27 protein-coding genes are annotated in these 24,057 nt (G+C 63.8%); 11 read left to right on the top strand and 16 right to left on the bottom strand.

What is annotated here, in order from left to right; all coding sequences use genetic code 11:
* Positions 1–2: 2 nt before the first annotated feature.
* Positions 3–1,832: a glycoside hydrolase family 2 protein gene (locus ACN0TK_RS04610; protein WP_417308280.1), complete on the bottom strand. Its 1,830-nt coding sequence runs from the start codon at positions 1,830–1,832 to the stop codon at positions 3–5.
* Positions 1,829–2,749: an acetamidase/formamidase family protein gene (locus tag ACN0TK_RS04605; RefSeq protein WP_417308279.1), complete on the bottom strand. Its 921-nt coding sequence runs from the start codon at positions 2,747–2,749 to the stop codon at positions 1,829–1,831. Before ACN0TK_RS04605 ends, ACN0TK_RS04610 begins: the two co-directional genes overlap by 4 nt.
* A 174-nt stretch (positions 2,750–2,923) precedes the next feature.
* On the opposite strand from ACN0TK_RS04605, the gene ACN0TK_RS04600 reads away from it, so the two are divergent.
* From ACN0TK_RS04600 to ACN0TK_RS04580, 5 genes are all read left to right on the top strand, one after another.
* Complete coding sequence (locus tag ACN0TK_RS04600; RefSeq protein WP_417308278.1) at positions 2,924–3,394, top strand: hypothetical protein; 471 nt, start codon at positions 2,924–2,926, stop codon at positions 3,392–3,394.
* Positions 3,395–3,459: 65 nt separating this feature from the next.
* Positions 3,460–4,587 carry an iron-containing alcohol dehydrogenase gene (locus tag ACN0TK_RS04595; RefSeq protein ID WP_417308277.1) on the top strand — a complete coding sequence of 376 codons (1,128 nt, stop codon included), beginning with the start codon at positions 3,460–3,462 and terminating at the stop codon, positions 4,585–4,587.
* A gap of 71 nt (positions 4,588–4,658) precedes the next feature.
* Positions 4,659–5,873 (top strand): mannonate dehydratase, encoded by a 1,215-nt coding sequence (uxuA, locus tag ACN0TK_RS04590; protein ID WP_417308276.1) that lies wholly within the window; start codon positions 4,659–4,661, stop codon positions 5,871–5,873.
* Complete coding sequence (locus tag ACN0TK_RS04585; RefSeq protein ID WP_417308275.1) at positions 5,873–6,946, top strand: Gfo/Idh/MocA family protein; 1,074 nt, start codon at positions 5,873–5,875, stop codon at positions 6,944–6,946. The genes uxuA and ACN0TK_RS04585 overlap by 1 nt, the downstream gene beginning before the upstream one ends.
* Before the next feature lie 87 nt (positions 6,947–7,033).
* A complete protein-coding gene (locus tag ACN0TK_RS04580) occupies positions 7,034–7,984 on the top strand; it encodes a glutathione S-transferase family protein (protein ID WP_417308274.1) in 951 nt (316 codons plus the stop codon).
* A gap of 70 nt (positions 7,985–8,054) precedes the next feature.
* Here the strand turns inward: ACN0TK_RS04580 and ACN0TK_RS04575 are convergent, their stop codons facing one another.
* From ACN0TK_RS04575 to ACN0TK_RS04555, 5 genes are all read right to left on the bottom strand, one after another.
* Complete coding sequence (locus ACN0TK_RS04575) at positions 8,055–9,197, bottom strand: succinylglutamate desuccinylase/aspartoacylase family protein (RefSeq protein WP_417308273.1); 1,143 nt, start codon at positions 9,195–9,197, stop codon at positions 8,055–8,057.
* A 4-nt stretch (positions 9,198–9,201) separates the two neighbouring features.
* Positions 9,202–9,948, bottom strand: coding sequence for an ABC transporter permease subunit (locus ACN0TK_RS04570; RefSeq protein ID WP_417308272.1), 747 nt, complete (start codon positions 9,946–9,948; stop codon positions 9,202–9,204).
* Positions 9,948–10,802, bottom strand: a complete 855-nt coding sequence (locus tag ACN0TK_RS04565; protein ID WP_417308271.1) for an ABC transporter permease subunit — start codon at positions 10,800–10,802, stop codon at positions 9,948–9,950. Before ACN0TK_RS04565 ends, ACN0TK_RS04570 begins: the two co-directional genes overlap by 1 nt.
* Positions 10,803–10,854: 52 nt before the next feature.
* The gene (locus tag ACN0TK_RS04560) at positions 10,855–11,616 is read right to left on the bottom strand and encodes a transporter substrate-binding domain-containing protein (RefSeq protein WP_417308270.1); all 762 of its coding nucleotides are present in this window, start codon (positions 11,614–11,616) and stop codon (positions 10,855–10,857) included.
* Between the two features lie 166 nt (positions 11,617–11,782).
* The gene (locus tag ACN0TK_RS04555; protein ID WP_417308269.1) at positions 11,783–12,550 is read right to left on the bottom strand and encodes an ABC transporter ATP-binding protein; all 768 of its coding nucleotides are present in this window, start codon (positions 12,548–12,550) and stop codon (positions 11,783–11,785) included.
* Between the two features lie 119 nt (positions 12,551–12,669).
* On the opposite strand from ACN0TK_RS04555, the gene ACN0TK_RS04550 reads away from it, so the two are divergent.
* Positions 12,670–12,870 carry a CsbD family protein gene (locus tag ACN0TK_RS04550; RefSeq protein ID WP_417308268.1) on the top strand — a complete coding sequence of 67 codons (201 nt, stop codon included), beginning with the start codon at positions 12,670–12,672 and terminating at the stop codon, positions 12,868–12,870.
* Positions 12,871–13,074: 204 nt separating this feature from the next.
* Here ACN0TK_RS04550 and ACN0TK_RS04545 read toward each other — a convergent pair whose 3' ends face one another.
* Positions 13,075–13,245 carry a DUF1328 domain-containing protein gene (locus ACN0TK_RS04545; protein WP_417308267.1) on the bottom strand — a complete coding sequence of 57 codons (171 nt, stop codon included), beginning with the start codon at positions 13,243–13,245 and terminating at the stop codon, positions 13,075–13,077.
* 199 nt (positions 13,246–13,444) lie between these two features.
* Positions 13,445–14,239 carry a response regulator gene (locus ACN0TK_RS04540; protein WP_417308266.1) on the bottom strand — a complete coding sequence of 265 codons (795 nt, stop codon included), beginning with the start codon at positions 14,237–14,239 and terminating at the stop codon, positions 13,445–13,447.
* A gap of 173 nt (positions 14,240–14,412) precedes the next feature.
* Here ACN0TK_RS04540 and ACN0TK_RS04535 point away from each other — a divergent pair, with 173 nt between their 5' ends.
* The gene (locus tag ACN0TK_RS04535; RefSeq protein WP_417308265.1) at positions 14,413–14,622 is read left to right on the top strand and encodes a NepR family anti-sigma factor; all 210 of its coding nucleotides are present in this window, start codon (positions 14,413–14,415) and stop codon (positions 14,620–14,622) included.
* The gene (locus tag ACN0TK_RS04530) at positions 14,615–15,181 is read left to right on the top strand and encodes an RNA polymerase sigma factor (protein WP_417308264.1); all 567 of its coding nucleotides are present in this window, start codon (positions 14,615–14,617) and stop codon (positions 15,179–15,181) included. The genes ACN0TK_RS04535 and ACN0TK_RS04530 overlap by 8 nt, the downstream gene beginning before the upstream one ends.
* An 11-nt stretch (positions 15,182–15,192) precedes the next feature.
* On the opposite strand, the gene ACN0TK_RS04525 is transcribed toward ACN0TK_RS04530, so the two are convergent.
* Positions 15,193–15,540 carry a response regulator gene (locus tag ACN0TK_RS04525; protein ID WP_417308263.1) on the bottom strand — a complete coding sequence of 116 codons (348 nt, stop codon included), beginning with the start codon at positions 15,538–15,540 and terminating at the stop codon, positions 15,193–15,195.
* 125 nt (positions 15,541–15,665) lie between these two features.
* On the opposite strand from ACN0TK_RS04525, the gene ACN0TK_RS04520 reads away from it, so the two are divergent.
* The 3 genes from ACN0TK_RS04520 (at position 15,666) to ACN0TK_RS04510 (ending at position 18,986) form a co-directional block, all read left to right on the top strand.
* On the top strand, positions 15,666–16,451 hold the full coding sequence (locus ACN0TK_RS04520) for a Crp/Fnr family transcriptional regulator (RefSeq protein WP_417308262.1): 786 nt from the start codon (positions 15,666–15,668) through the stop codon (positions 16,449–16,451).
* A 185-nt stretch (positions 16,452–16,636) separates the two neighbouring features.
* Entirely contained in the window at positions 16,637–17,956 is a 1,320-nt protein-coding gene (locus ACN0TK_RS04515) for a sensor histidine kinase (RefSeq protein WP_417308261.1), read from the top strand.
* Positions 17,886–18,986, top strand: coding sequence for a diacylglycerol/lipid kinase family protein (locus ACN0TK_RS04510; RefSeq protein WP_417308260.1), 1,101 nt, complete (start codon positions 17,886–17,888; stop codon positions 18,984–18,986). The genes ACN0TK_RS04515 and ACN0TK_RS04510 overlap by 71 nt, the downstream gene beginning before the upstream one ends.
* Positions 18,987–19,231: 245 nt before the next feature.
* On the opposite strand, the gene ACN0TK_RS04505 is transcribed toward ACN0TK_RS04510, so the two are convergent.
* The 6 genes from ACN0TK_RS04505 to ACN0TK_RS04480 all read right to left on the bottom strand — a co-directional run bounded on the left by ACN0TK_RS04505 (position 19,232) and on the right by ACN0TK_RS04480 (position 24,010).
* Positions 19,232–19,633: a hypothetical protein gene (locus ACN0TK_RS04505; RefSeq protein WP_417308259.1), complete on the bottom strand. Its 402-nt coding sequence runs from the start codon at positions 19,631–19,633 to the stop codon at positions 19,232–19,234.
* Positions 19,634–19,680: 47 nt separating this feature from the next.
* Positions 19,681–20,058 carry a DUF883 family protein gene (locus ACN0TK_RS04500; RefSeq protein ID WP_417308258.1) on the bottom strand — a complete coding sequence of 126 codons (378 nt, stop codon included), beginning with the start codon at positions 20,056–20,058 and terminating at the stop codon, positions 19,681–19,683.
* Between the two features lie 166 nt (positions 20,059–20,224).
* Positions 20,225–20,383 carry a DUF3309 family protein gene (locus tag ACN0TK_RS04495; RefSeq protein WP_417308257.1) on the bottom strand — a complete coding sequence of 53 codons (159 nt, stop codon included), beginning with the start codon at positions 20,381–20,383 and terminating at the stop codon, positions 20,225–20,227.
* A gap of 12 nt (positions 20,384–20,395) precedes the next feature.
* On the bottom strand, positions 20,396–20,563 hold the full coding sequence (locus ACN0TK_RS04490; protein WP_417308256.1) for a hypothetical protein: 168 nt from the start codon (positions 20,561–20,563) through the stop codon (positions 20,396–20,398).
* A gap of 145 nt (positions 20,564–20,708) precedes the next feature.
* Entirely contained in the window at positions 20,709–21,587 is an 879-nt protein-coding gene (locus ACN0TK_RS04485; protein ID WP_417308255.1) for a transglutaminase family protein, read from the bottom strand.
* An 11-nt stretch (positions 21,588–21,598) separates the two neighbouring features.
* Positions 21,599–24,010 (bottom strand): circularly permuted type 2 ATP-grasp protein, encoded by a 2,412-nt coding sequence (locus tag ACN0TK_RS04480; protein WP_417308254.1) that lies wholly within the window; start codon positions 24,008–24,010, stop codon positions 21,599–21,601.
* Positions 24,011–24,057: the final 47 nt, after the last annotated feature.

The raw sequence follows: 24,057 nt of genomic DNA, 5'->3' as shown, positions 1-24,057 counted from the left end.
TGCTACGACGCGCCGCTGGTCTTCAACGCCTTTCGCCGGGCGATATCGAGATATTCTGTCGGCACGGCGTCGCTCGGCTGCCAGATGATCTCGCGTAGCCGTTCCACCGGCAGTTTGGGCTTGCGATGCTCATCGTAGAGCCCGTTCTTTTCCTGCTGCGTGTCGGTGATCTGCGTGTAGCAGAACCCGGCCAGTTCAGTGCTGCGATAGATGCCGGCGAACAGGTCGGCGAGGATTCCGAGATACTCCTCCTCGGTCTCGACCGTCGCATATCCCATCCAGTTTTCGCCCTCGGCCGGGTGGAAGGAAATGCCGCCGAACTCGGTCAGCATCACCGGCTGGCCGCGCTGATCCTCGGGGCGCAGCAATTGCAGCTTGCGATTGGGCTTGTGGCTCCCGAGCGTCGCCGCGATCGCTTCCGCGGAGCCGAAGCGGTCGATCAGCTGGCTGCCATGCTGGGTGTAGTCGTGGATGCCCAGAATGTCGGAATGGGTGTGCTCCCAGCCCTCGTTGGAGATCACCGGGCGCATCGGATCGATCGCTTTGGTGAGGAAATAGAGCGCGCTGGCATAGGCCTGCTGCGCCGGCTCGGTGGCGATGTCGTGCACGCCCCAGCTCTCGTTCAGCGGGGTCCAGGTGACGACACAGGGGTTCGAGCGGTCGCGCTCGACGACGCTCAGCCACTCGCGGGTGAAACGGTCCACCGCGCCGGGCGTAAAGGCATAGGCATTGGCCATTTCCCCCCAGACCAACAGGCCCAGCCGGTCGGCCCAATAGAGGAACCGTGGGTCCTCGACCTTTTGGTGGATGCGGCAGGCGTTGAAGCCCAGTGCCTTGATCGCTTCCACCTCGGCGCGCAGCGCGTCGGCGTCCGGCGCGGCGAGGTGCGACTCGGGCCAAAAACCCTGTTCGAGCACCGAGCGCACGAAATAGGGATTGCCGTTGAGCAGAAAGCGGCCATTGCCGATGCCGCAGCTGCGCATGCCGAAATAGCTGTCGACCGTATCGATCGGCCCGCCCTGTTCATCCACCAGTGTCGCCGTGACTGTGATGAGGTTGGGCCGTTCCGGCGACCAGGTCAGCTCGTTGCGGCGCTGGGCATGCTGGAGCAGGGGGATGCTGACCGTGGTTTCGAGCTTTTGGCCCGCCACATGCACCTGCTGCATCGCCAGCACCTCGTCGCCCTTGGTGAGGCGGAGCGCTAGCCAGCCTCGGTGCGCGCGGCTCAGCCCGGCCTCGATCTTCACACTGCCGCTCGGCAGGTCAGGGGTGAAATGCAGCGTGGTGATCGCGGTCTGCGGCACGGGCTCCAGCCACACCGGCTGCCAGATGCCGGTCGTGCGGTCATACCAGATGCCATGCGGCGTCGCCTGCCAGTCTTGCTTGCCGCGCGGCATGGTCGCGTCGTCCGGACGGTCTTCTGCCCGCACCACGACAACCTGCTCCCCGTCACCCTTCAGCGCCGCGGTGATGTCGGCGGAAAACGGCGTGTGCCCGCCCTCGTGGGTCGCGACCAGTTCGCCATTGACCCAGACCATGGCGGCATAGTCCACCGCACCGAAATGCAGCAGCAGCCGCTCGTCGGTCTCGTGTTCGGGCGTGAACGTCCGGCGGTACCAGACCACCGGATGAAACCCCGTGTCGGCTATGCCCGACAGCGCGCTCTCCGGCGGGTAGGGGACCACGATCTCGCGGTCGAAGGCGTCGCCGGCGTCATGCCAGCGGCCATCCAGCCCCGCGTCGGCATCGTCATAGGCAAAGTCCCAGGTGCCGCAAAGATCGGTCCAGCGCGCGCGGGTCAGCCGCGGGCGAGGGTGCAAAGCGTCGTTCATTTGCTCACTCGCGCCGGCAGCCATTTCTTTTCGACCTTGCACACCATCGTATAGGCCGGGTCATAGACATTGCCGACCTCGTAGCGCACCACCTGTCCCAGCAGGTGGCTCGCCGCCACGTTCGACAGGCCGTAGTCGCTCATCAGCCAGTTCATCATGTCGGTCGTTGCGTGCTGCAGCGCCTGATCGAGTGGGCGGGCATTGCCGACCGAATAGATGAAATCCTCGCTCTCGCCGCGCGGCCAGACGAGCTTGCGCCCCTTCTCCACCGTCAGGCGGAACTCGACCTCGTAGCTGGTTTCGATGCCGGTACCGACGATCTCGCCGTCGCCCTGCGTCGCATGGCAGTCGCCGATGAAGAACAGCGCACCTTCGGTCGCCACCGGAAACCACACGGTCGCCCCGGGGCCAAAGCCGCGATAATCCATGTTGCCGCCGTTCTCGGCGCTGGTCGCGGTCGAAAAGGCCTGGCCGAGCGCCGGCGCCACTCCGAAGCAGCCGATCATCGGCTCCACCGGCAGCACCAGATGCTCCAGCCCCTTTACCGGCGGGTCGAGCGTGACGGTCAGCGCCTGTCGGTCGATCGCCCAGTTGACCTTGTCGCGTGCCGGTAGCTCGCGCACCACTTCGGGGTCGACGACATTGCCGGCGAGAGAGGCGCGGGTCCAGCCCGTCGCGCGGTTCGGCGTCATGCGGATGATTTCGAGCTTCAGCGCGTCGCCGGGTTCGGCGCCCTCGACGAAGATCGGCCCGTTCATCGGGTTGGGGCCCGACATGCGGTGCACGCCGTCCTTGTCGAAGCCATTGGCATCGAGCGTTTCGGTGATGACGGTGTCACCGGATGCGATGGTGAGCGCCGGCGGCACGGTGCCCAGCACGTTGTACCAGGTGGTTGGCGCGAAGCGATGTGTGGTCATGGTGTGTGGTCCCCTCTGCCAAAAATGCGTAGCCGCTCGGGCCCGCCTTGAAAAGGCTGCGACAGCGGAGCTTGCCGTGCTTTCGTGCGTTTGGTCCTGAAATCTCTCCATGTTTTGGCCGCGGATTGTGCGCTAGAAGGCGCGTCACCGCATTCTCATCTTTCCGGAGCCCCCATGCAGCGCCTGATCCTCTCCCTTGCTGCCGCCGTGCTGATGGCGTCTGCTGCCACGGCGCAGACCGAAACCCCGCCCGTGCCGTCGTATGATCCCGCCGTCACGGCCCGGATCGAAAGCGTGCTGGGCAATCCCGCGCCCTGGCAGTCGGCCTTCACGGCCATTCAGGCGGCCGTCACGGAGCGCGACGAAGAGGCGCTGGCGCCGTATTTCTCCTATGAGACGCCACTGCGGGTGAACGGCGAGGAGGTCGCCCTCGACAGCGAGTTCGACCTCTATGAGATCTACGACAGCCTGTTCACGCCCGAGATCGTCACGAGGATCACTGAACAGAAGTATGAGGACCTGTTCGTCAATCAGGATGGTATCATGTTCGGCGATGGCGAAGTCTGGCTCGGCGGCAGCTGTGTCGACGCCAGCTGCAGCACAGTTGACGTGAAGATCATCGCACTGCAATCAACGTCGCAATAAATCACGAGCGGGCGCCGGCATCTGGCGGAAGTTCGCAGACATCGTCAGCCGCTGGGGGGATCCACATGGCGCTCATCAACTACATCACCGGAATCGAGTTCGGGCCTGGCGCCGTTGACACTTTGGGCGACGCGCTGGCCGGGCTGAACCTCAAGCGCCCGCTGCTGGTTGCCGACAAGGGCGTCATCGCCGCCGGCCTCGCCGACAAGGCGCTGGCGCATATGCCCGCCGGCACGCCGGTGTTTTCAGACACCCCGTCGAACCCGACGGAAGAGGCGGTGGACGCCGCGCTGGCGCTCTACAAGGCGAATGCCTGCGACGGCATGGTGGCGCTGGGCGGCGGCTCGCCGATCGATCTCAGCAAGGGCGTGGCGCTGCTCGCGACGCATGCCGGGCCGCTCGAGCAATATGCGGTGATCTATGGCGGCATGGAGCGGATCACCGCGTCCGTTGCGCCGATCATCGCCATCCCGACGACCGCCGGCACCGGTGCCGAAGTCGGGCGCGCGGCGCTCCTGACCCTCACCGACGGGCGCAAGCTCGGCGTTCTGTCGCCACATCTCATCCCCAAGCGCACGATTTCCGACCCGGAGCTGACGCTCGGCCTGCCGCCCATGCTGACGGCCGCCACCGGTCTCGATGCGCTCAGCCATTGCATCGAAACCTTCTGCTCGCCGCGCTTCAACCCGGTCGCCGACGCCATTGCGCTCGACGGCGCGGGACGCATCTGGCGCAATATCGAAACGGCGACCAAGACCGGCTCCGATCTCGACGCGCGCAGCGAAATGCTGATGGGTGCGCTGATGGGCGGGCTGGCTTTGCAGAAGGGTCTCGGCGCCGTCCATTCGCTCAGCCATGCGCTCGGCGGGCTCAAGGATGTGCATCTGCACCACGGCACGCTCAACGCCATCCTGATGCCGCCGGTGCTGCGCTTTAACACGCCGGCCATCGGAGAGCTGCTGCCGCGGCTCAAGGCGGCGATGGGGCTCGGCCCGGACGAGGATCTGCCCGACGCGCTCGACGCGCTCAACCGGCGCCTCGACATCCCGCTCGGACTCGGCACGCTCGGGGTCAAAACCGCGCATTTCGACTGGCTGATCGAGCGCGCCCAGGCCGACCACAGCCATGCCACCAATCCGCGGCCGCCCAGCGCCGAAGATTATCGCGCGCTGCTTGAAAGCGTCATGGGCTGACGCCCTTATCCGCTCTGGCTGGCAGGAGACACCTCGGCTAAACAGAGCCTGAGGAATTCGGGAGAAGACGTATGAAGCAGACCTGGCGCTGGTTTGGCCCGGCTGATCTGGCAAGCATTGACGATGTCGTACAGGCGGGCGCCGAGGGCATCGTCACGGCCCTCCATCACGTGCCCAATGGCACCGAATGGACGCCGGAGGAGATCAGCAAGCGCCAGGAACTGATCCGCCACCGCAAGGATGGCGCGCCCTCCGGCATCGCGTGGGATGTCATCGAAAGCCTGCCGGTTTCCGAGGACATCAAGAAGCAGAAGGGCGACTGGCGCGCGCATACCGAGACCTACAAGACTTCGCTGCGCAATGTCGCCGCGGCCGGGCTCGAGGTCGTGTGCTACAATTTCATGCCGGTGCTCGACTGGACCCGCACCGACCTGCGCTACCAGCTCGCCCATGGCGGCACCTGCATGCGCTTCGACATCAATGATTTCGCGGCCTTCGACATCCACATCCTGGAGCGCCCCGGCGCCGCCGAGGATTTCTCGGAAGCGGTCGTCGACGAAGCCGGCCGCCGTTTCGCGGCCCTCGACGACGACGCGAAAAAGCAGCTGGCGCGCAATGTAACTATGGGGCTGCCCGGCTCGACCGAGAGCATGACGCTCGATGACGTGCGGACGCATCTGAGCGCCTATGGCGACATCTCGCCGGACCGATTGCGGAATCATTTCATCGACTTCCTCAGCGAAGTTGTTCCGGTGGCTGAAGAGGTCGGCGTGCGGCTGTGCTGTCATCCGGACGATCCGCCGTTTGCGCTGCTCGGCCTGCCGCGCATCATGTCGACGGCCGATGACTATCGCCAGGTGCTCGACGCCGTCGACAGCCCGGCTAATGGCATGACGCTGTGCTCCGGCTCGCTCGGCGCGCGGCCCGACAACGATCTGCCGGCCATCATGGACGCCTTCGGGCCCAAGGTGCATTTCCTGCATCTGCGCAACGTCAAGCGCGACACTGATGCGCTTGCCGGTTCCTTCCATGAGGATGAGCATCTCGCCGGCGATACCGACATGGTGGCGCTGATCGCGGCGATCCTGCGTGAAGAGCGCCGTCGCGCCGCCGAGGGCAGGGCGGATGCGCAGATCCCGATGCGGCCCGACCATGGGCAGGACATCGTCGACGATCTCGGCCGCCGCGCCCAGCCGGGCTATCCGACCATCGGCCGGCTCAAGGGCCTCGCCGAGCTGCGTGGCGTGATCGCGGCGCTCGAGCACGCCCAGTTCGGGCTCAACTGATGGCGCCGATCCGTTTCGGCCTCGTCGGCGGCGGCTGGCGCGCCGAGTTCTTCACCCGCATCGCGCGCGAACTGCCCGCGCAGTTCCAGCTCGCGGGCGTGGTGCAGCGCGACCCGGCCAAGGCCGAGGCCTTCGCTGCGGCCTGGGGGGCGCCGGCCTACCCGGACATTGCCGCGCTCGCTGCGGCGAAGCCGGATTTCGTCGTCCTGTCGGTCAAGGCGGCGGCGCATGTGCCGCTCCTGACCGAGCTGCATCAGCACGGTCTGGCGGTCCTCTGCGAAACCCCGGCGGCGCTGACGCTCGAGGAGATGATCGCAATCTGGCACCTGGTTGAGGCCGGGTTCCGGTTGCAGGTCGCCGAGCAATACCTGTTCCAGCCGCTCCATGCGGCACGTCTGAAGCTGATCGGCGACGGGGCGCTGGGCCGGGTGAGTTTCGCCCGCGTCTCCACCGCCCACGGCTATCACGGCGTCAGCCTGATGCGGCAGTTCCTCGGCCTCGGCTTCGAGGACGCCACCATCCGCGGCAAACGTTTCGAAAGCCGGGCGCTGGCCGGTCCGGATCGCTACAGCTGGCCCGCCGAAGAAAGCTTCGCCGAGACCGTGCAACTGCTCGGCGAGTTCGATTTCGGCGATCGCCTGGGCCTGTTCGATTTCACCGACGTGCAATATCGCTCGCCGGTTCATTCGCACCGGGTGGTGATCCGCGGCGAGCGCGGCGAGATCGCCGATCTCGAGCTGCGCGCCATGCCCACCTATGGGCAGCCGGTCATCCGCACCTTCACCCGGCAGCAGTCGGGTCAATACGGCAACCTTGGCGGCCACGCGCTCGAGACCATCTCCTGCGGCGATGACGTGGTCTGGCAGATGCCGTTTCCTGGCGCGCGGCTGATGGATGACGAGATTGCGATTGCTGTTGCGATGCAGCGCATGGATGCCTACCTCAAGGGGAAGGATGCCGGGCCCTACAGCTTCGCCGAAGCGGCGCAGGACCAGTATCTGGCACTGCTGATGGAGCAGGCTGCCCGTTCGGGCGAAACGCTCCACAGTTCGCGCCAACCCTGGGCGCAATAGGCGGCAGTTGCTGCCACTGCGACGGGGTGCTGGAACCGGGCGGTATGCTGTCCGGTTCCGCTTTCTTCATTCAGCAAGGCAGGATCCATGACTGACACCAAAGCCCGCGAAGGCCTCAAGCTCGACGTGACCGACCAGACCGGCCGGTTCAACCGCGGCGAGAGCAAGTTCCGCAACTGGATCACCGCCGACGGCAGTGCCGGACCCACGGGCGAAGATGGCTTCGTCGCCGAACCCGATCGCTACCATCTCTATGTCAGCCTCGCCTGTCCCTGGGCCAACCGCACGTTGATCATGCGGCACCTCAAGGGGCTCGAAGAGATGATCGACGTCTCGGTCGTTCACTGGTTCATGGGCAAGGAAAGCTGGACCTTCGACAAGACCGAAGGCGCGACGGGCGACAAGCTCTATGGCTCGCGCATCATTCGCGACATCTACCAGAAGGCCGTGCCGGGCTTCGATGGCCGAGTCACCGTGCCGGTCTTGTGGGACAAAAAGCGCGAGACCATCGTCAACAACGAGTCCTCCGAAATCATCCGGATGCTCAACACCGCTTTCGACGGTATCGGCGCGACGCCGGGCGACTACTACCCCGAAGCGCTGCGCGCCGAGATCGACGAGGTCAACGACCGGGTCTATCACACGGTCAACAACGGGGTGTACAAGGCCGGCTTCGCCACCAAGCAGGACGCCTACGAAGAGGCCGTCACGCCGCTGTTCGAGTCGCTGGACTGGCTGGAAAACCGCCTCGAAGGCGTCGACTATCTCGTCGGCAACCAGCTGACCGAGGCCGATATCCGGCTTTTCACCACGCTGGTGCGGTTCGACGCGGTCTATCATGGGCACTTCAAGTGCAACATCCGCCGCATCGTCGATTACCCGAATCTGTGGCGCTACACGCGTCTGCTCTACAACACGCCGGGCTTCGCCGAGACGGTCGATTTCACCCACATCAAGTCGCACTATTATGCGAGCCACACGCAGATCAATCCGACCGGCATCGTGCCCGTCGGCCCCGATCTCGACTTCTCGCTCTGACCTGATCGGTTCGCTCTGCTCTCCCTCCCCATGATGGGGAGGGACGGCCTAGCGTGGCGCGTCTGACGCCTCAATCCTCGAGCAGATATCCGCCTTTGCGTGACGGCAGCACCTCGGTGCCGACGATCTTCATCACGCTGCCGCCGCGGGCGACATACTTGGCGCTGCGCCGGCTCAGCACCATGCCGTCGGTGCCGGCCAGCAGGCCGGTGCGCTTGATGAAGGCCTCGGGCCCGTCGAGCGCAATCAGGTCGGCCACCGGCTGGCCCTTGCGCACCATCTCGCCCAGTCCCACCCGATAGGCGACAAGGCCGGGGGCCTTGGCGCGCAGCACTTCGGTTGCCTCGAAGGGTGTGCCGCCGGATGCTGCCGGGGGCGCGGCGCCGGGGTCGGCGTCGATCAGTCCGCGGCCGCACAGAAACCCCCACAGCCGCCGCGCGTCATCGGCGCCCAGTTCATCGAACGTATCGGCCTGGCCGCGATATTCCAGCGTCGCAGTGGCGCTTGCCATCGGAACCGGCTTGCCGGGGTTGGCCTGTGCCAGCTTGCGATAGAGCTGCGGCAGCATCTCGTCGAACGAGCCGCCACCGGAATCCGCGGCGGTCAGGGTCGCGGCCGCGCCCATCCAGTCGGCGAGGTCCTGCAGTTCCGGCATCAGTTCGGGTGAGGTGTAGATATGGGTCAGCGCGTCGTCGTCGCAGTGCAGGTCGAGAATGAACTCGGCGTCGTGGCACTCGCGCAGCAGGATCAGCCGCAGCTGGTCGGCGGCCGATTGCGGCTCCTGGCTGTCGATCCAGTTGGCGACGGTTTTGCGGATCAGATTGACGTTGAACAGCTCGTCGTCGCTCAGCCGGCCGGCGAGTTGCGTTCGGATTTGGGCGAACAGGTCCGGCCAGCGCCGGTTGTAGTTGATGCCGCTGTTCACGTCGTAGCGGCCGATATGGTGGTGCAGGCTGAAATTGGCCATGCCCAGCGGATTGGCCAGCGGGATCACCGTGAAGCGGGCGCGCAGCAGGCCCTGTTCGTCAGCTTCTCGCAGCATGGGCAACAGATGGTGCAGCACCATGGTGCCGGGGTGTTCGTCGGCGTGCAATGCCGCCTGCAGATGCACCTTTTCCGGCGCATCCGGCTCGCCGATCGCATAGTAGACGAATTCGGTCACTTGGCCTGGCGTGTCGCCACGCAGCGGTACGGATCGGCGTTGAAAGCTCACCCGGCTACCTCATCAGGCGGCTGAACCCGAGCCGCAGCGGCGCGGCTCCCGGCATGTGCCGCGTCATTCGGCGGTACACGAAACCGAAGACAAAGAAAACCGCCAGTGACACGGCGAGGAAATACATGGCCGCCACCGAATAGTGCAGCAGCGCGTTGTAGTCGCGCTCGAACAGCTCGCCGGCCTTGTTCATCAGGTCCTTCTGGTCGTTGATCACCGGCAGGGTGAAATAGATCAGCGCCGTGGCGTGGAACAGGAACACCACCTCATTGGTATAGGCGGGCCAGGCGATGCGGATCAGGTGCGGCCAGGTGATGCGCCGGAACTGCTGGGTTTTCGTCATGCCATAGGCGCGGGCCGCTTCCAGCTCGCCAGAGGGCACGGTCACCAGGGCGCCGTGAAAGATTTCAGCGGTATAGGCCGTGGTGTTGAGCGTCAGGATGAAGGGGCCCAGCACCAGCGGGTTGAGCACGAGCCAGTCGATCCCCAGCGGCCGCCAGACGCTCAAATTGAAGGCCAGCGCCAGCGAGTAGAACATGAACAGCTGAATGAAGAACGGCGTACCGCGGAAGGCATAGATATAGCCGCGCGACATCGCCGAGATCAGCCTGTTGTGCGAGCCCTTGCCCAGCGCCAGAAAGATCGCCAGCACGAAGCCGAGAGGGATCGCGGCGAGGGCAAAATAGATGTTGAACAGCGCCGGCTTGGCCAGCAGCCGCAGGTCGGTGCCGATGGCTTCGAGCAGACCCATCAGCTGCGCGCCCCCGCGCTGGCCAGCATGCCGCGCCCGGCCCAGCGGCTCAGCGCATTGAAGGCCTTTTCCGACAGATAGGTCAGGATGAGATAAAAAATTAGCAGCACCAGATAATAGGCCCAGCGCCAGTCGGGGTGCACCAGCCCGGCCGAGCGGGTGAAATTCGGCGCGCCTAGCCGGTCGGCCCACAGCACGATGTCGGATATCTGCAGCAGCGACAGCAGCGAGGTCGCCTTGATCAGCAGCATCCAGACGTTCGACAGGCCGGGCAGGGCGTAGATCCACATCTGGCGGATGTGAAAGCGCCACAGCACCTGACGGGCGGTAAAGCCGTAGGCGCGCGCCGCCTCGAGCTGGCCCCGCGGCACCGCGCTCATGGCGCCCGAGATGACGTTAGCGGCGAAGGCGCCGTATACGATCCCCAGCGAGACGCAAGCGAGCACCAGATAGCCCGTGGTGCCGAAATAAAGGTTTGCCGCGTCACACGGCGGCCATTGGCCGACGTTGGCGGCGAGGGTTTCCGGCGTGCACACCGCCTGAGCGCGGATCAGTTCGATCAGCTGCTCGAAGGCGAGGGGGAAAAACAGGAAAAACAGCACGTCCGGAATGCCGCGGACCATGTTGATATAAAGATTGCCGACGAGGCGCGCCGGGGCGAATCGCGCGTTCTTCAGCGTGGCGCCCGCCAGGCCGAAGGCCAGCGCCACCAGCGCACCGAAAAACGCGGCGGCCAGCGTATATTGCACTGAGGCATACCAGGTGAGGTGCTTGCCGTTGGTCAGATAGCCGAGCCAGAAGGCGGCATCCTCACCGATGCCGTTGCGCAGCCATTCAGGGAAGTGTTCGAGCATGTGCGACCCGGCAAAAGTAAGGGCGGACCATCAGGCCCGCCCTCGAAAAGGATCAGCTACCGGCGAAGATCGGGCCGGTCTTGTCCGGGAACCACTTGAGGATCAGCTCATCCAGCGAGCCATCGGATTTCATCTCGCCGATGACTTCGTTGATGGTGCCTTCCAGTTCATCGTCGGCCTTGCGCAGTCCAACGCCGACACCACCGCCGATGGCGACCTCGGGGCCGATGACCTCGAGCATGCCTTCGGAGCCGGCGATGATTTCCTGGATATAGCTGCCGTCGGCGAGGATCACGTCGACATTGCCGGCATTGAGGTCGGCGAGCGCCTGGTCAGCGGTCTCGAAGGCCTTGACCGTGTTGTCGGCGCCGAAATTGTCTTCGACATAGCCGGCCTGGATGGTCGAGCCCTGCACGCCGATATTGGCGCCCGACAGGGCATCGAAATCGAGCTCGGTGCCGGCGCGGACCATGTACATCGACGGATCGGGCGGGAAGTAGTTGTCCGAGAAGTCGATGCTTTCCTTGCGCTCGTCGGTGATCGACATGCCGGCCATGATGGCATCGTAGTTGCCGGCGACGAGATTGGGGATCATTGAATCCCAGTCGTTCACGACCCAGGTGCAGTCGAGTTCGGCGCGCGCGCAGATCTCGTTGCCCAGATCGATCTCGAAGCCGGCGACATCGCCGTTGTCATCGAGGAAATTCCACGGGGCATAAGCCCCCTCGGTGCCGAGACGGACGGTCTCGGCGCTGGCAGAGGTCGCCATCATGGCGACGGCGATAGCCGCTGACGCGGCAAGTAGTTTGTTCATCAAAACTCTCCCTGCGGGACAAAATACGGACAACGAAAAAACCTCGTTGGTCGCGAAAGGTTCGCGACAGACCCATGACGCTAGAGGTTTTTACCGTTTGGTCAATAATCCAGGTGGCCGAAGCGCGTGGATTCTTGCGGCCGGCGACCCGATGCCAGGTTTCAGCCTAGTGTCCGGCGGCACTGAGAAACTGCCTGAGGCGCGGCGAGCGGGTGGATTGAAACACCTCTTCAGCGGTCCCTTCTTCCTCGATCAGCCCCTGATGCAGGAAGATGATGCGGTCGGCGATGGTCCGGGCGAACTGCATGTCATGGGTCACCAGCAGCATGGTCCGGCCCTCATCGGCCAGCAGCTTGATCACCCGCAGCACTTCGGCTTCAAGCTCCGGGTCGAGGGCCGAAGTAGGCTCGTCGAACAGCATGACGCGCGGGTTGATGCATAGGGCCCGGGCAATTGCGGCGCGCTGTTGCTGCCCGCCGGAAAGCTGGCTGGGGTAACTGTGCGCTTTGTCGCGAATGCCGACCTTGTCGAGCATTTCCAGCGCCTCGGCCTCCACCTCGTCACGCTGGCGCTTCTGCACGTGCAGCGGTGCCTCCATGACATTGTCGAGCACGCTCATGTGGCTCCACAGGTTGAAGGATTGAAACACCATGCCGAGTTCGGAGCGGATGCGGCGGATCTGGCGCTCGTTCGACGGTTTGCGCGGTTTGCCCGACAGCTCCACCGTCTCGCCGCCGATCTTCACGGTGCCCTCTTCAGGCACTTCCAGCATGTTGATGCAGCGCAGCAGGGTGGATTTGCCGGACCCCGACGAGCCGATCAGCGCGACAACCTCGCCTTGGCGGGCGGTCAGCGAGACGCCCTTGAGTACGGCGATATCGCCATAGGATTTGTGGATGTCGGCGAGCTCGATGACGGGGGGCGTGCTGTTCATCGCGCCAGAACACCCAAGTTCGGCAAGGCTGGCAAGCAGAATTCGGAACCCGCCTCCGGTCTTTGCGTTGATTACACGAAGCCGGCAAGCGCGCCGGCACCAAAACCAAGGAGGTTCCGATGAATTGGAATCAGGTCGAAGGTAATTGGGAACAGTTCAAGGGTAAGGCTCAGGCCCAGTGGGGCAAGCTCACCAATGACGACATGGACGTTGTCGAAGGCAAGCGCAAAGAGCTCGCCGGCAAGATCCAGGAGCGCTACGGCAAGACTCAGGAAGAGGCCGAGCGCGAAATCGACGAGTGGTCGAAGCAGTTCGATTGATCTGCCTGACCTACTAGATCAGGGCCCCGCTTCTGCGGGGCCTTTTTTGTGTGCTGCCGAGCGGAAATGGGTAGCAGCACGCTCCCCGCCCAGTAAGCAGCTGCCCACAAAGCAACGACCCCGCCCGTGAGGGCGGGGCCGCGCAATCCCCGAACCGCGGACCCGGCAGGGACGGTTCGGGTAACTGTGTTGCGTTAGCTCAGGTCACGAGGCGCTGCGGCGGAAAAGCCCGACCAGCAGCGAGATGACGAGAAACGCCAGGAACAGGAAGAACAGGATCTGCGCGATGCCCGAAGCGGCGCCCGCAATGCCGCCGAAACCAAGCACACCGGCAATCACGGCGACGACGAGAAAAATCAAAGCATATTGCAGCATTTCACTTCTCCATGATGTTGCTTGCATTGATTGGAAAACTCTGAGCTGCGCTCTTGGTTCCCGGTGACAGACACTTTAGGCGCGGATGTTTTTGCGGTTCGCGTGAGCGCTGAGTGATGTCCGGCCCGGCACCGCGACGGCACGAAAAAGGGGAGCCGGCGGACCGGCTCCCCTGAATTCACTCGACGATCTGACGGGTTTACGCTGCGGCGCGCGAGCCTTCGTCGAAGAACAGCGCCTGGCTGATCAGCGCCTTCACCATGTCCGGGTTGAACGGCTTGGTGACGAGGAAGGTCGGCTCCGGCCGCTCGCCGGTCAGCAACCGCTCGGGGAAGGCCGTGATGAAGATCACCGGGACCGGGTGCGTGTGCAGGATGTCGTTGACCGCATCGATGCCGGATGAGCCATCGGCGAGCTGGATATCGGCGAGGATCATGCGCGGATTGGTCTTTTGATACAGCGCCAGCGCTTCCTTATGGGTGCGGGCGATGCCGACTACGCGATGGCCGAGGCCTTCCACCATCTGCTCGATATCCATCGCAATCAGCGGTTCGTCTTCGATGATCATGATGTCGGTCGCGACCTGGCGGGAGATCTCCGAGGAGGCCTCGTCAAGCAGGGTGGAAAAGTCGGCGTCGCTGACATCGAGAATCTCGGCAGCGTCCTCATGCGCAAAGCCCTCGACTGCGACGAGCAGGAAAGCCTGACGCGAGCGCGGCGAGAGATTGGCGAGGTTTGCCGCTGCTCGGGTTTCCCACGGCACGCTGGACGTCGGCTCTGGGATGGCAATCGCCGAGCTCGAAAACAGGGCGGAAAACAGCTTGTACAGCGCGATGCGGTCGCTCGATGCTTCGGGGAAGATCGACAGATCGGCGATCAAAGCCTCGAGGGTAGCGGCGACATAGGCGTCGCCGGACGTCTGCGAGCCAGTGACAGCGCGCGAGAACCGCCGCAGATAGGGAAGGTGCGGCGCAATCCGCGTAGACAATGACATTGGTATTCCACTCCGTGACGCTTCTCGAGATACCGGGGCGATAACTTTCGGTCCCGGCAAAAGGTTCCGGCTATCCGGAACTTTTTGTCGCCTCATGCATTTCAATGTAACATAGCACCGAAATTGGGGGCAAATTCAGTGCAGGTCGAATTTTTATGAAAGATAAAGCAGACATGAACGATCCGACAGGATTGAGGCGTCGCGCTGAGGACGACGGATTGGGTACGAACTCGGATATCGGCAATAAGTTGCGCGCGCTGTACGGCGCTGTGCAAGACGAAGGGATTCCGTCCAATCTGCTCGATCTGCTCGACAAGCTCGATCAGGCGGAACAGCAGGCCGAAGGTGCAACTGCCTCCAAGCCGGGTAGCAAGAGTGAGTAAGACTGCGAGTTCCGAAACGCCGAGTTTCAAGCGAGAGCTGCTTGCGACTTTGCCGAGCCTGCGGGCGTTTGCCGTCTCCCTGAGCGGGCGTCACGACAAGGCAGACGATCTGGTACAAGATACCGTGATGAAGGCCTGGGCGAAGCAGGAGAGCTTCGAAATGGGCACCAACATCAAGGCGTGGCTGTTCACGATCCTGCGTAACGAGTTCTACAGCCAGATGCGCAAGCGCGGCCGGGAGATCCAGGACAGCGATGGCGCGTTCACCGAACGCATGTCGGTGCATCCGTCTCAGTACGGCATCATGGACATGGGCGACTTCAAGAAGGCGCTCGACGGTTTGCCGGACGATCAGCGTGAAGCGATCATCCTCATCGGCGCGTCGGGCTTTTCGTATGAAGAGGCCGCAGAGATCTGTCATTGCGCAATCGGCACGATGAAGAGCCGTGTCAGCCGTGCGCGGACCAAGCTGCAGGAAGTGCTCAAGGTTACCGGCGAGTCCGACTATGGCCCCGATGCCGTGTCCTCGCAGGTCACGACCATGCCGCACTTGAACTAGACGACCAAGCCCTAGCGCGGTTGGGGCTGCTGGCAAACGGCCAGCAGCCGCTCCGCGGTGAAGGGCTTTTCCAGCACACCTTCCCCAGCAAATGCTGCAGCCGTGGCGCGATCCGCCGTCATCATGACGACGGGAATGCCGCGTTCGTCGATCATCTTGCCGAACGCCAGAACCTCTTCGGCGCCCAGGCGCGCCTCCAGCAGGACCACGTCGACATCGAGGTCGGCATCCTCGGTTGCGTCGAGGACATTTTGGAATAGCTGGACCTGCTGAGCGCCGCCCTCTTCGAGAATCTGCTGTATCTCCAAGCCAATAAGAAACTCAGCCTCGACGACGAGGATTCGGGCAGCAACAGACATGATTCTCGTGACGCTTGAGGAGGCAGGAGCGTCAGAATGCGTAGCGGGACGGCATCTCGCATTAAACAATGACATACTGCGGGGCGGGGATAGGGCATCTTCCGCCTTGGCGTGAGGCGCCGCCGATGGCATTATTTGGGTACCCCCCACCTGCGCGAGTAACGATCCTGACCAGTTCCGCCAGACGCGTCCCGTGTGAAGCCTGTCCGTTGCGGACCAATCCATATTTCCGGGCTTTCACTCCCGACGAGCTGAAGTTCGTTTCCGGCTTCAAGCGCGGCGAACTGGCTGCCGAACCCGGCTCGATGATCCTGTCCGAGGGTGCGCACAGTGCGCAGCTGTTCACCCTGCTGTCCGGCTGGGCTTTCCGTTACAAGACACTGGAGGATGGCCGTCGGCAGATTCTGAACTATCTCCTGCCCGGTGATCTGGCGGGTTTGCAGGGGTCAGTGATCGGGGAGATGCAGCATTCCGTCGAGGCGCTGTCGCCGGTGGTGTTCTGCGTTTTCGAGCGCGACAATCTGCAGTCGCTGTTCCGCAACCATCCGGGCCTCGCCTTCGACATCACCTGGCTTGCCTCGCGCGAGGAGCGCATGCTGGACGAAACGCTGCTCAGCGTCGGGCGACGCAGCGCGGTCGAGCGGGCCGCCTATCTGCTGGTTTTCATCTATCAGCGAGCGGCGCGGATCGGCCTCACCGTGGGCCAGCGCCTGCTGATCCCGATCACCCAGCAGCACGTTGCCGATACGCTGGGTCTGTCCATCGTTCATACCAACAAGACGTTGCGCAAGCTCGCCGAGCGCAACCTGATCAAATGGCATGACCGGTCTTGCGAAGTGCTCGACGAGACCGGGCTGCTCGAACTGTCCGGCTGGACCGGGCTCGAGGAAGAACGCCGACCGTTCGTTTAGGTCCAAATCTCGACATTCAGCTGTGCGATACGATTCGCTCGGCTGAGGGACTCGGGGTTATGGTGGATGCCTTCGCCGATCGCGTTCCTGCCTTGGGCATTCCGATGATTGACGTCGCAGCGCATTCACCGACGACCAGGACCGCGGGAAGCCGCGTCCGGCGGCGATTTGCGATCATTGTTTCGGTGATATTGATCCTGCTGGCGGCGGGGAGTTCGCTGGTACTCGTGCGTCTGGTCGACAACCATCTCGCCGATATCACCGAGACCTATGAACTGCGCCAGCAGTCCAACACTTTGCTGCAGGCGCTGGTCGACGCCGAAACTGGACAGCGCGGCTACATCATCACCGGCGATGCCGGCTATCTCAGACCCTACAATCGGGCCATCGCCAATCTCGACGAGACCTACCAGCGGCTGCGCGATCTCGTTGCCGATGACGCGCGCCAACGTGCCACGGTCGAGGCACTGGCCGACGACATCGATGCCAAACGGGCAGAGATGGCGCGTACCATCGAACTGGTTTCTGGCGGGGAGTGGGACGCGGCGCGCGACATGGTCCGCTCCGACGCCGGCCAGGGGATGATGGAGGCCTTGCGGCTGTCGCTGCGTCTGTTCGCCACCGAGCTCGAAGTCAGGCTGGCGGATCGCAACGCTCAGATGCGCGCAGCCCGCGTCTGGCTGGTTGGTGCCATCCTCGCCTCGTTGGCCGGCTGTGCCGCGCTGGCCTTCATGCTGCTCACCCGCAGCCAGCGGCAAGTGGCGACCATGGCCGAGCGCCAAGCGGCACTGATCGAGCGCAAGGCCGAGCTGGAAGCGCATGTCGCGGAACGTACGGCGGAAGTGGAAATGGCGCGCCAGAGTGCCGAACGCGAGCGGGAGCGGGTCGAAGCCCTGTTGCAGGATACCAATCACCGCATCGGAAACTCTCTGGCCACCGTCTCGTCGCTGCTTTCGCTGCAGATGGCGCGTGCGAGCTCCGACGAGGTGCGAACGGCTCTCGATTCGGCCCAGAGCCGTGTACATGCTATCGCCTCGAGCCATCGGCGTTTGCGCCTTGGCGGCGATTACGACACGGCACGAATTGACGAGTTTCTGGAAGCGGTTATCGGTGATCTGGCTAACTCTGTGCCGGCATCGCGGCAGATCAGCTTTCACCACGAGATCGCGCATATGGTGGTTCCCGCCCGCGACGCGACGACGCTGGGGATCATCGTCAGCGAGCTCGTGACGAATGCTCTCAAGCACGCCTTTACCGCCGATCGTCCCGGCCAGATCTGGATCCGGCTGCTGGTCGAGGGCGAGGGCGGGCCCCAACTCGTGGTCGAGGATGACGGTGTCGGTTTCAGTGGTGATAGTCCGCCCGCCGGCTCCAATGGGCTCGGAAGCGTGGTGATCGTGCAGCTGGCGCGGCCGTTCGGCGGCGTGCCGACCTATGCGCCGCGCGAGGGTGGTGGCACGCAGGCAACGGTGCCGCTGCCAAAGCTGGCGCCCGCCGCCGATTAAGGAACTTAGCTGGCCCGGTCGCGTTCGGGCCCTATTCAGGAGAGCGCCTCAAACCATGCACTTTATCGGCGTGTTTAATCGCGACGGCGGAACTTTGCGCACGCTTGACCTGGCCGAATTCTGCCAGCAGGCGGATGCGATCTTTGCTGCGGCGGGTCACAGTTTCGAGTGCCGGGTCTGCGCCGGCGGCGAACTGGTTGATACGCTGCGCCGTGCCTCCCGCGACCCCAAGGCTGACGCCATCCTCGCTGCCGGCGGCGACGGGACGATTTCGGCTGCCGCCACGGCATGCTTTGAGAGCCAGGTGCCGCTGGCCGTGCTTCCCGCCGGCACGATGAATCTGTTCGCGCATTCGTTGAAGATGCCGCTCGATCTCGAAGAGGCGCTTGAGGCAGTTGCCGCAGGCAGTGTCGACGCCGTCGATATTGCCACGGCCAATGGTGCGCCATTCATCCATCAGTTCGCGGTAGGGCTGCATGCGCGGCTGATCCGCAGACGCGAGGGGATCACCTACAACGGTCGGATCGGCAAGGTTTTCGCCAGCACCCGTGCCGTCTTCCGTGCGCTCATGCAGCCGCTGCGCTTCGATGCCGAAATCCGCACGTCCCGGGGCAAGGAGCTGCGCAAGGCGAGCGCCATTTCTGTTTCCAACAATCTGCTCAGCGAGGGCCACGCGCCCTATGCCGAAAAGATCGATCAGGGCATCCTTGGTGTCTATGTGGTCAAGCCGCTGCCGCCACTCGAGCTGGCACGTCTGTTGTTCACACTGATGTTTGGCAGCTGGAAGCATCATCGTGGCGTTTCCGAGCGCGAGGTGACCCAGGTGACGCTGCGCTTTCCGCATCGCAAGTCTTCGGCCCAGGCGGTGATCGATGGCGAGCTGGTGCCGTTGGAAAAGCTCGTCGATCTGCGCATACATCCGCGCGGCTTGAAGGTTGTGCTGCCCGGGCAGACGGCGCGAGAGCGCTCACAGGCCGCAGAAGACACCGCCGATACCGGTACGCCCTCCATCTTGCTGATGTCGGTCTAGCGGTTCAGGCTGCGTTCATCAGTGCGGCTTTGCCGCGGCGGAATTGCAGCAAGCGCGACTGCCTTCGTCTGGTGCCGAGGCGGGCTGATATCGAAAATTGGATGATCGTCAGTGCGTTAGCCGCGATTATCCCCGCCGCGACGCAACGTGCCATACTTGCCATATTGCAGTCGGGGAAACCGGGATGCGCGAGAAGGCAAAAAGTCGACCGGCCCGAACTCAAGTCGAGATCGGGCCGGATCGGATTATTCGTCGGCTTTGTGTCCGCCGGAGCGGGTCAGCAGGTAGGCCGCAGCAAGTGCGCCGCCTACCGGTAGGCCGAGTTTGCGCATCAGGCCCGACTGCAGCACGAGGGGCAGGGCGGTCACCGCCGCTGTCGTCACAAGTGCGGTCTTTTCCGCAGCATGGCGGCGTTCGAGTTCACGGCGCTTGCTGATGTTGGCTGTGATGGTCATCACCGCCCAGACCGTCAGGGCGATCGCCAGCGCGCCGCCGCCAAGCACCAGGGGACCAACGACCGGCCCCCACATGACGCTGAACCAGCCATTGAGCGCGACGAGCAGGAAGACGACGCCGACGAGTGCGAAACCCGCAATAACCGCCCAAGCCAAAGCCTGGGCCTTCATGCGGGTCACCAGCTCGTCCACCTCGATTCCAAGAAGCGAGGCGATCGGTCCGAGCACACCCATGGGTTTTAGCGGCTTACGACGGCGAGAACGAAGCCAAGCGCCACGGCGCCGGCCACCGCCGTCAGGGGCTTTTCCCGGATGGTGTCTTTCAGCTGCTTTTCGATCTGACCGAACTCGTCCTGAACATCGTCCAGGGTGTTCTGGCCCTGCTTTTTGAGATTGTCGGTCTCACGCGTCGCGATGGATTTGGCATCCTGCACCTTGTCCTCGGCCAGACCCGCGAGGGTGCCGGCGATCGACTTCAGGTCGTTTTGCAGCTGCTCGATCTGAGCGGACAGCTCGTCTTCGCGGCTGACTTCCTTGGTGCGGGAAGAGGACCGGCGTGCGCCCGCAGCGCTGCTCTTGGTCGAACGGGAAGGGGCCATATCGGTTGTGGCAGCCATGGTGACGCTCCTTTGGATGTTGTCCATGAAACGTGGCACACGCGCTTCAGTTCCATCAAATCTGCGGGCGCACCAGTGCCAGACAAAGAAAAACCCCCGGTTCGGGCGAGAACCGGGGGTTAGGCGAGCCGCAAGTGGGGCGACTTCGGCTCGCGTGGGGGAAGCTCTAGATCATTCCCATTAGCACAAGGATGATGATGATGACGAGAACGACCCCAAGAATACCGGAGGGCGCAACGCCCCAGGACCGCGAATGCGGCCAGGCCGGAATCACGCCGATCAGCGCGAGAATGAGGAGGATGATGAGGATTGTACCGAGGGTCATGCGTGACGCTCCTTATGCGATGGCGAGCAGCAGCGAAGCTGCGATGGCTAGAATGCCGACGGCGGGAACGATCGCTGCAACAACAGCAAGGTAGTGCGTGCGGCCATCGTACCCTTGCGGGGACCAGGCAACAGCCGTGCGGCTCGCATGTTCAAGATTGGAGATTTCAACCTGTGTCATCGCGCTCAATCCTTCTCGACGCTAACCGGTCTGGGCCGGCCAACACGCTGGTCTCTTGGCGTGTCTGGCGAAAAGAACGGCGGGTGCGACGGATTGGTTCCGCAGTGGTTCGAAGAAAGCTGACTGGCGCTGGGGTGCCGGTTGTTTAATCGACGCTGATGACGTCTACGGACTGCTTGGTATGATGCTGGCCAGAGGTGCGCAGCACGCCGACAATTGGTGAAATGTCGGAATAGTCGCGGCCATGGCCGATGACGATGTGGTCGGCGCCGGCGACCATGGCGTTGGTCGGATCGAATTCGAGCCAGCCGGCATGCTTGCCGCACCACACGCGCACCCAGGCGTGCATGGCATCTGCGCCCGCGAGGCGCTCCTTGCCCTTGGGCGGAATGGTGCGGAGGAACCCCGAGACATAGCCCGCGGGAATGCCGATGCCGCGCAGCCCGGCAATCATCACATGCGCGAAGTCCTGGCAGACTCCGCCTTTCAGCTCAAAGGCTTCCGACGGTGTGGTGTCGACCTTGGTGGCGTCGGTGTCATAGGCGAAGTCGCGGTTGATCGCGAGGCAGAGGTCCATTGCCGTTGCCTGCACTGACAAGGTGCGGGCAGCGCTTTGGCGGGCATATTCGGTGATTTTCGGGTCGAGCGCCACGCGTGGCGATGCGGCGAGGAAGTGGTGCGGGGAGTCGGCGTCGACCGACCAGATGCGGGCGAGTTCCTGGCGCATGCCGTCTAGCGTGGGCGACAGGTCCGCTGTCTGATCCCTTTCATCCACCTGGACGCGCGCCGTGAGCCGCACGTCGAGATGGTCGTGATAACCCTCGTAGGAAATCGTTGTGACCGTATTGCCGAAAAAGTCGGTGAAGCTGGTCTCCAGCTCGGGCCGCGGATCGAAGGTCAGGCCTGCGGCGATGACCCGCTGCGAAGCGGGTAGGGATGCCGGAACGACGCGCACCAGATGCCGGTCGCCATGCACGGATGCTTCGTAGTCGTAATGCAGCTCAAGCCGAACGTCGTACAGCACGGCCTGACTCCTCAGACAAAGTTTGCTTCGGCGACGAGCGCTCCGAGCGCACCGATTTCGGCGCCCAGTTCCTGCAGCCTCTCGGTGGTCATCTGCTCGGCCTCGGTGACGCGCAGCTCGGTATAGAGCGACAGTGCCGCCTTGGCTGCGCCTGACAGGTGGCCATCGTCATTGCCGCCGGGCAGGCATTCGATCTGCTCGCGCAATTCGGCGATTTGGAAACGCACCGAACGCGGGTTGAGCGGATCGAGCACCAGCAGGTCGACATAGGACAGAATGCTGGCGCTATGTGCATAGCGGCGCCGGTGGGTCATCACGCTGTCGCCGATCTCCAGCAACATGTCTTCCGAGCCTTCGGGAGCCTCCTCGCGGAGGAACCAGGCGACGTGGCCAGCAATCTGGATACCGCGTTCGAGCCGGCGTCCGATCTCGAGGAAGCGCCAGCCGGCGAAGCGATACATGTTCTCATGCACGAGGCCGGAAAAGCCGGCCAGCTTGCGCAGCAGCACGGTCAGTGCGCCGGCGGCATCCGCGCCCGGCCGCACGCGGCTCGCAAAGCTGCGGGCCGTCTTGCGCAGATCCGTCAGAGCCAGCCAGCCATCGGGCGAGAAGCGGTCGCGGATCTGGCTGGCGCTATAGACGGCGCTGTCGATGGCGGCCAGCAGCCCCGGCGGCATGGCCAGATCGGCGTCGATATCAATGCCTTCGAGATATTCGCGGGTATCGTTCAACAGCGGCTGGTCGGGCGTCGAGGTTTCGGCAAGGCGCACATTGTAGGCGCGCAGCACGCGCACGATGCTCTCGCAGCGCTCGGCATAGCGGCCCAGCCAGATCAGATTGTCGGCGGCGCGGCTCGGCAGGCTGCGCGACGAAATACGCTCCAGCTTTTCGCCATCGCGCGGCAGCAGCGTTACGTTCTCCACCGGGCGCGGGCTCACGACCCAGACGTCCGCCGCCTGACCGCCGCGCTGCATCGACATCGCAGCCGCATCGGAGGTCAGACCGACCCGGGCGAATCCGCCGGGCATGATGGTCCAGCCGTCGCGGCTGCGGGCCGCATAGACACGCAGGGTGATGGGACGCGGCTCCAGCCGGCCATCGACATAGACCGGGGCCGTCGACAGCCTGACCGGCTCCTGACCGACGAAATCCGCTGGCGCGGCGCGCATGCGCATCAGCAGGCTGGCGCGCGCATCATCGCTGATCTCGCCGCCATGCACGGTGTTCTGCGGATCATCGATCGCCAGATTGGTGGCGAAGGCCTGGCCGACCAGCATCTTGTGCAGGTTGTCGATCACGTGCTGGCGCTCGGACTCCTGTCCGCACCACCAGGTCGCAAGGGACGGCAATTGCAGGCTTTCGCCCAGCAGCGCTTTCGACAGGTTGGGCAGGAAAGCGAGGAGGGCGCGGGTTTCCAGAATGCCCGAGCCCAGAGCATTGACCATCGAGATCGAACCCTGGCGCAGCGCTTCGGTCAGGCCGGCCGTGCCGATATGGCTGTCGGTGCGCAGTTCCAGCGGGTCGGCAAAGGCTGCGTCCATGCGGCGCCAGAGTACCGAAATGGGCTTCAGCCCATCGATCGTCCGCACCATGACCTGGCCGTTGTCGACTGTCAGATCCTGGCCTTCGAGCAGCAGGAAGCCCAGATAGCGGGCGATATAGGCGTGCTCGAAATAGGTTTCGTTGTGCTGGCCCGGCGTGAGGATGGCGACGCCACCCCCCTTTGCGCGCGCATGCGCATTCAGCGCGTCGCGAAAATCACGAAAGAAGCCGGCCAGCCGGTGAATGTGCTGGCTACCATAGATCTCGGGTAGCGCGCGGCTGGTTGCCACCCGGTTTTCCAGCGCAAAGCCGGCGCCGGAGGGAGCCTGTGTGCGGTCACCCAAAACCCACCAACCCCCGTCGGGGGCGCGGCCAAGCTCGAAGGCGCAGAATTGCAGGAAATGACCGCCAGCTGGCTTGATGCCGACGAGTGGGCGTAGGAATTCCTCATTGCGGGCAATCAGTTCGGGCGGCAGCAGACCACGCTTCACCAGTTCGTTGTCGCCATAGATGTCGGCAACGATTCGCTCCAGCAGGTCGGCGCGCTGGGTGAGCCCGCTCGAAATGCTGGCCCATTCGGAGTCCTCGATAATCAGCGGAACATGGGCCAGGGGCCAGGCCCGCTCATTGCCGTCCATGCCGTCGTAAGTGCGGTAAAAGACGCCCGCATCGCGCATGTACTGGTCGGCGCGCTCGAAGCGGATCGCGAGCTCTTCGGCCCCGAGGTCTTCCAGCGATGCGATGAGTCCGGCCCAGGCCGGACGGATCGTGCCGTCCGGGCCGATCATCTCGTCAGGCACTCCAGGAATCAGCCGATAGCCCGCAAGGAGGCTGTCGGCCCCTCGCGCGTTTGCCTGCTGTCGCTGATTCCACGTTTCCATAACGGCAATAGCGCTATCTCAGGCGCCAGGAATCGCAAGCGATATTC

It is taken from the genome of Devosia sp. (assembly GCF_048261455.1).
Lineage (GTDB): Bacteria > Pseudomonadota > Alphaproteobacteria > Rhizobiales > Devosiaceae > Devosia_A.
Note: the sequence above shows the minus strand (reverse complement) of the source record. Positions and strands in the feature narration are given on the sequence as shown.

What these genes read in the sequence shown, in the direction of transcription:
- ACN0TK_RS04605 (WP_417308279.1), bottom strand. Translation starts at nt 2,749, where the DNA reads ATGACCACACATCGCTTCGCGCCAACCACCTGGTACAACGTGCTGGGC.
- ACN0TK_RS04480 (WP_417308254.1), bottom strand. Translation starts at nt 24,010, where the DNA reads ATGGAAACGTGGAATCAGCGACAGCAGGCAAACGCGCGAGGGGCCGAC.
- ACN0TK_RS04555 (WP_417308269.1), bottom strand. Translation starts at nt 12,550, where the DNA reads ATGAACAGCACGCCCCCCGTCATCGAGCTCGCCGACATCCACAAATCC.
- ACN0TK_RS04595 (WP_417308277.1), top strand. Translation starts at nt 3,460, where the DNA reads ATGGCGCTCATCAACTACATCACCGGAATCGAGTTCGGGCCTGGCGCC.
- ACN0TK_RS04535 (WP_417308265.1), top strand. Translation starts at nt 14,413, where the DNA reads ATGAACGATCCGACAGGATTGAGGCGTCGCGCTGAGGACGACGGATTG.
- ACN0TK_RS04500 (WP_417308258.1), bottom strand. Translation starts at nt 20,058, where the DNA reads ATGGCTGCCACAACCGATATGGCCCCTTCCCGTTCGACCAAGAGCAGC.
- ACN0TK_RS04550 (WP_417308268.1), top strand. Translation starts at nt 12,670, where the DNA reads ATGAATTGGAATCAGGTCGAAGGTAATTGGGAACAGTTCAAGGGTAAG.
- ACN0TK_RS04495 (WP_417308257.1), bottom strand. Translation starts at nt 20,383, where the DNA reads ATGACCCTCGGTACAATCCTCATCATCCTCCTCATTCTCGCGCTGATC.
- ACN0TK_RS04510 (WP_417308260.1), top strand. Translation starts at nt 17,886, where the DNA reads ATGCGCCGCGCGAGGGTGGTGGCACGCAGGCAACGGTGCCGCTGCCAA.
- ACN0TK_RS04545 (WP_417308267.1), bottom strand. Translation starts at nt 13,245, where the DNA reads ATGCTGCAATATGCTTTGATTTTTCTCGTCGTCGCCGTGATTGCCGGT.
- ACN0TK_RS04610 (WP_417308280.1), bottom strand. Translation starts at nt 1,832, where the DNA reads ATGAACGACGCTTTGCACCCTCGCCCGCGGCTGACCCGCGCGCGCTGG.
- ACN0TK_RS04540 (WP_417308266.1), bottom strand. Translation starts at nt 14,239, where the DNA reads ATGTCATTGTCTACGCGGATTGCGCCGCACCTTCCCTATCTGCGGCGG.
- ACN0TK_RS04520 (WP_417308262.1), top strand. Translation starts at nt 15,666, where the DNA reads ATGGCATTATTTGGGTACCCCCCACCTGCGCGAGTAACGATCCTGACC.
- uxuA (WP_417308276.1), top strand. Translation starts at nt 4,659, where the DNA reads ATGAAGCAGACCTGGCGCTGGTTTGGCCCGGCTGATCTGGCAAGCATT.
- ACN0TK_RS04560 (WP_417308270.1), bottom strand. Translation starts at nt 11,616, where the DNA reads ATGAACAAACTACTTGCCGCGTCAGCGGCTATCGCCGTCGCCATGATG.
- ACN0TK_RS04570 (WP_417308272.1), bottom strand. Translation starts at nt 9,948, where the DNA reads ATGGGTCTGCTCGAAGCCATCGGCACCGACCTGCGGCTGCTGGCCAAG.
- ACN0TK_RS04580 (WP_417308274.1), top strand. Translation starts at nt 7,034, where the DNA reads ATGACTGACACCAAAGCCCGCGAAGGCCTCAAGCTCGACGTGACCGAC.
- ACN0TK_RS04585 (WP_417308275.1), top strand. Translation starts at nt 5,873, where the DNA reads ATGGCGCCGATCCGTTTCGGCCTCGTCGGCGGCGGCTGGCGCGCCGAG.
- ACN0TK_RS04600 (WP_417308278.1), top strand. Translation starts at nt 2,924, where the DNA reads ATGCAGCGCCTGATCCTCTCCCTTGCTGCCGCCGTGCTGATGGCGTCT.
- ACN0TK_RS04490 (WP_417308256.1), bottom strand. Translation starts at nt 20,563, where the DNA reads ATGACACAGGTTGAAATCTCCAATCTTGAACATGCGAGCCGCACGGCT.
- ACN0TK_RS04565 (WP_417308271.1), bottom strand. Translation starts at nt 10,802, where the DNA reads ATGCTCGAACACTTCCCTGAATGGCTGCGCAACGGCATCGGTGAGGAT.
- ACN0TK_RS04525 (WP_417308263.1), bottom strand. Translation starts at nt 15,540, where the DNA reads ATGTCTGTTGCTGCCCGAATCCTCGTCGTCGAGGCTGAGTTTCTTATT.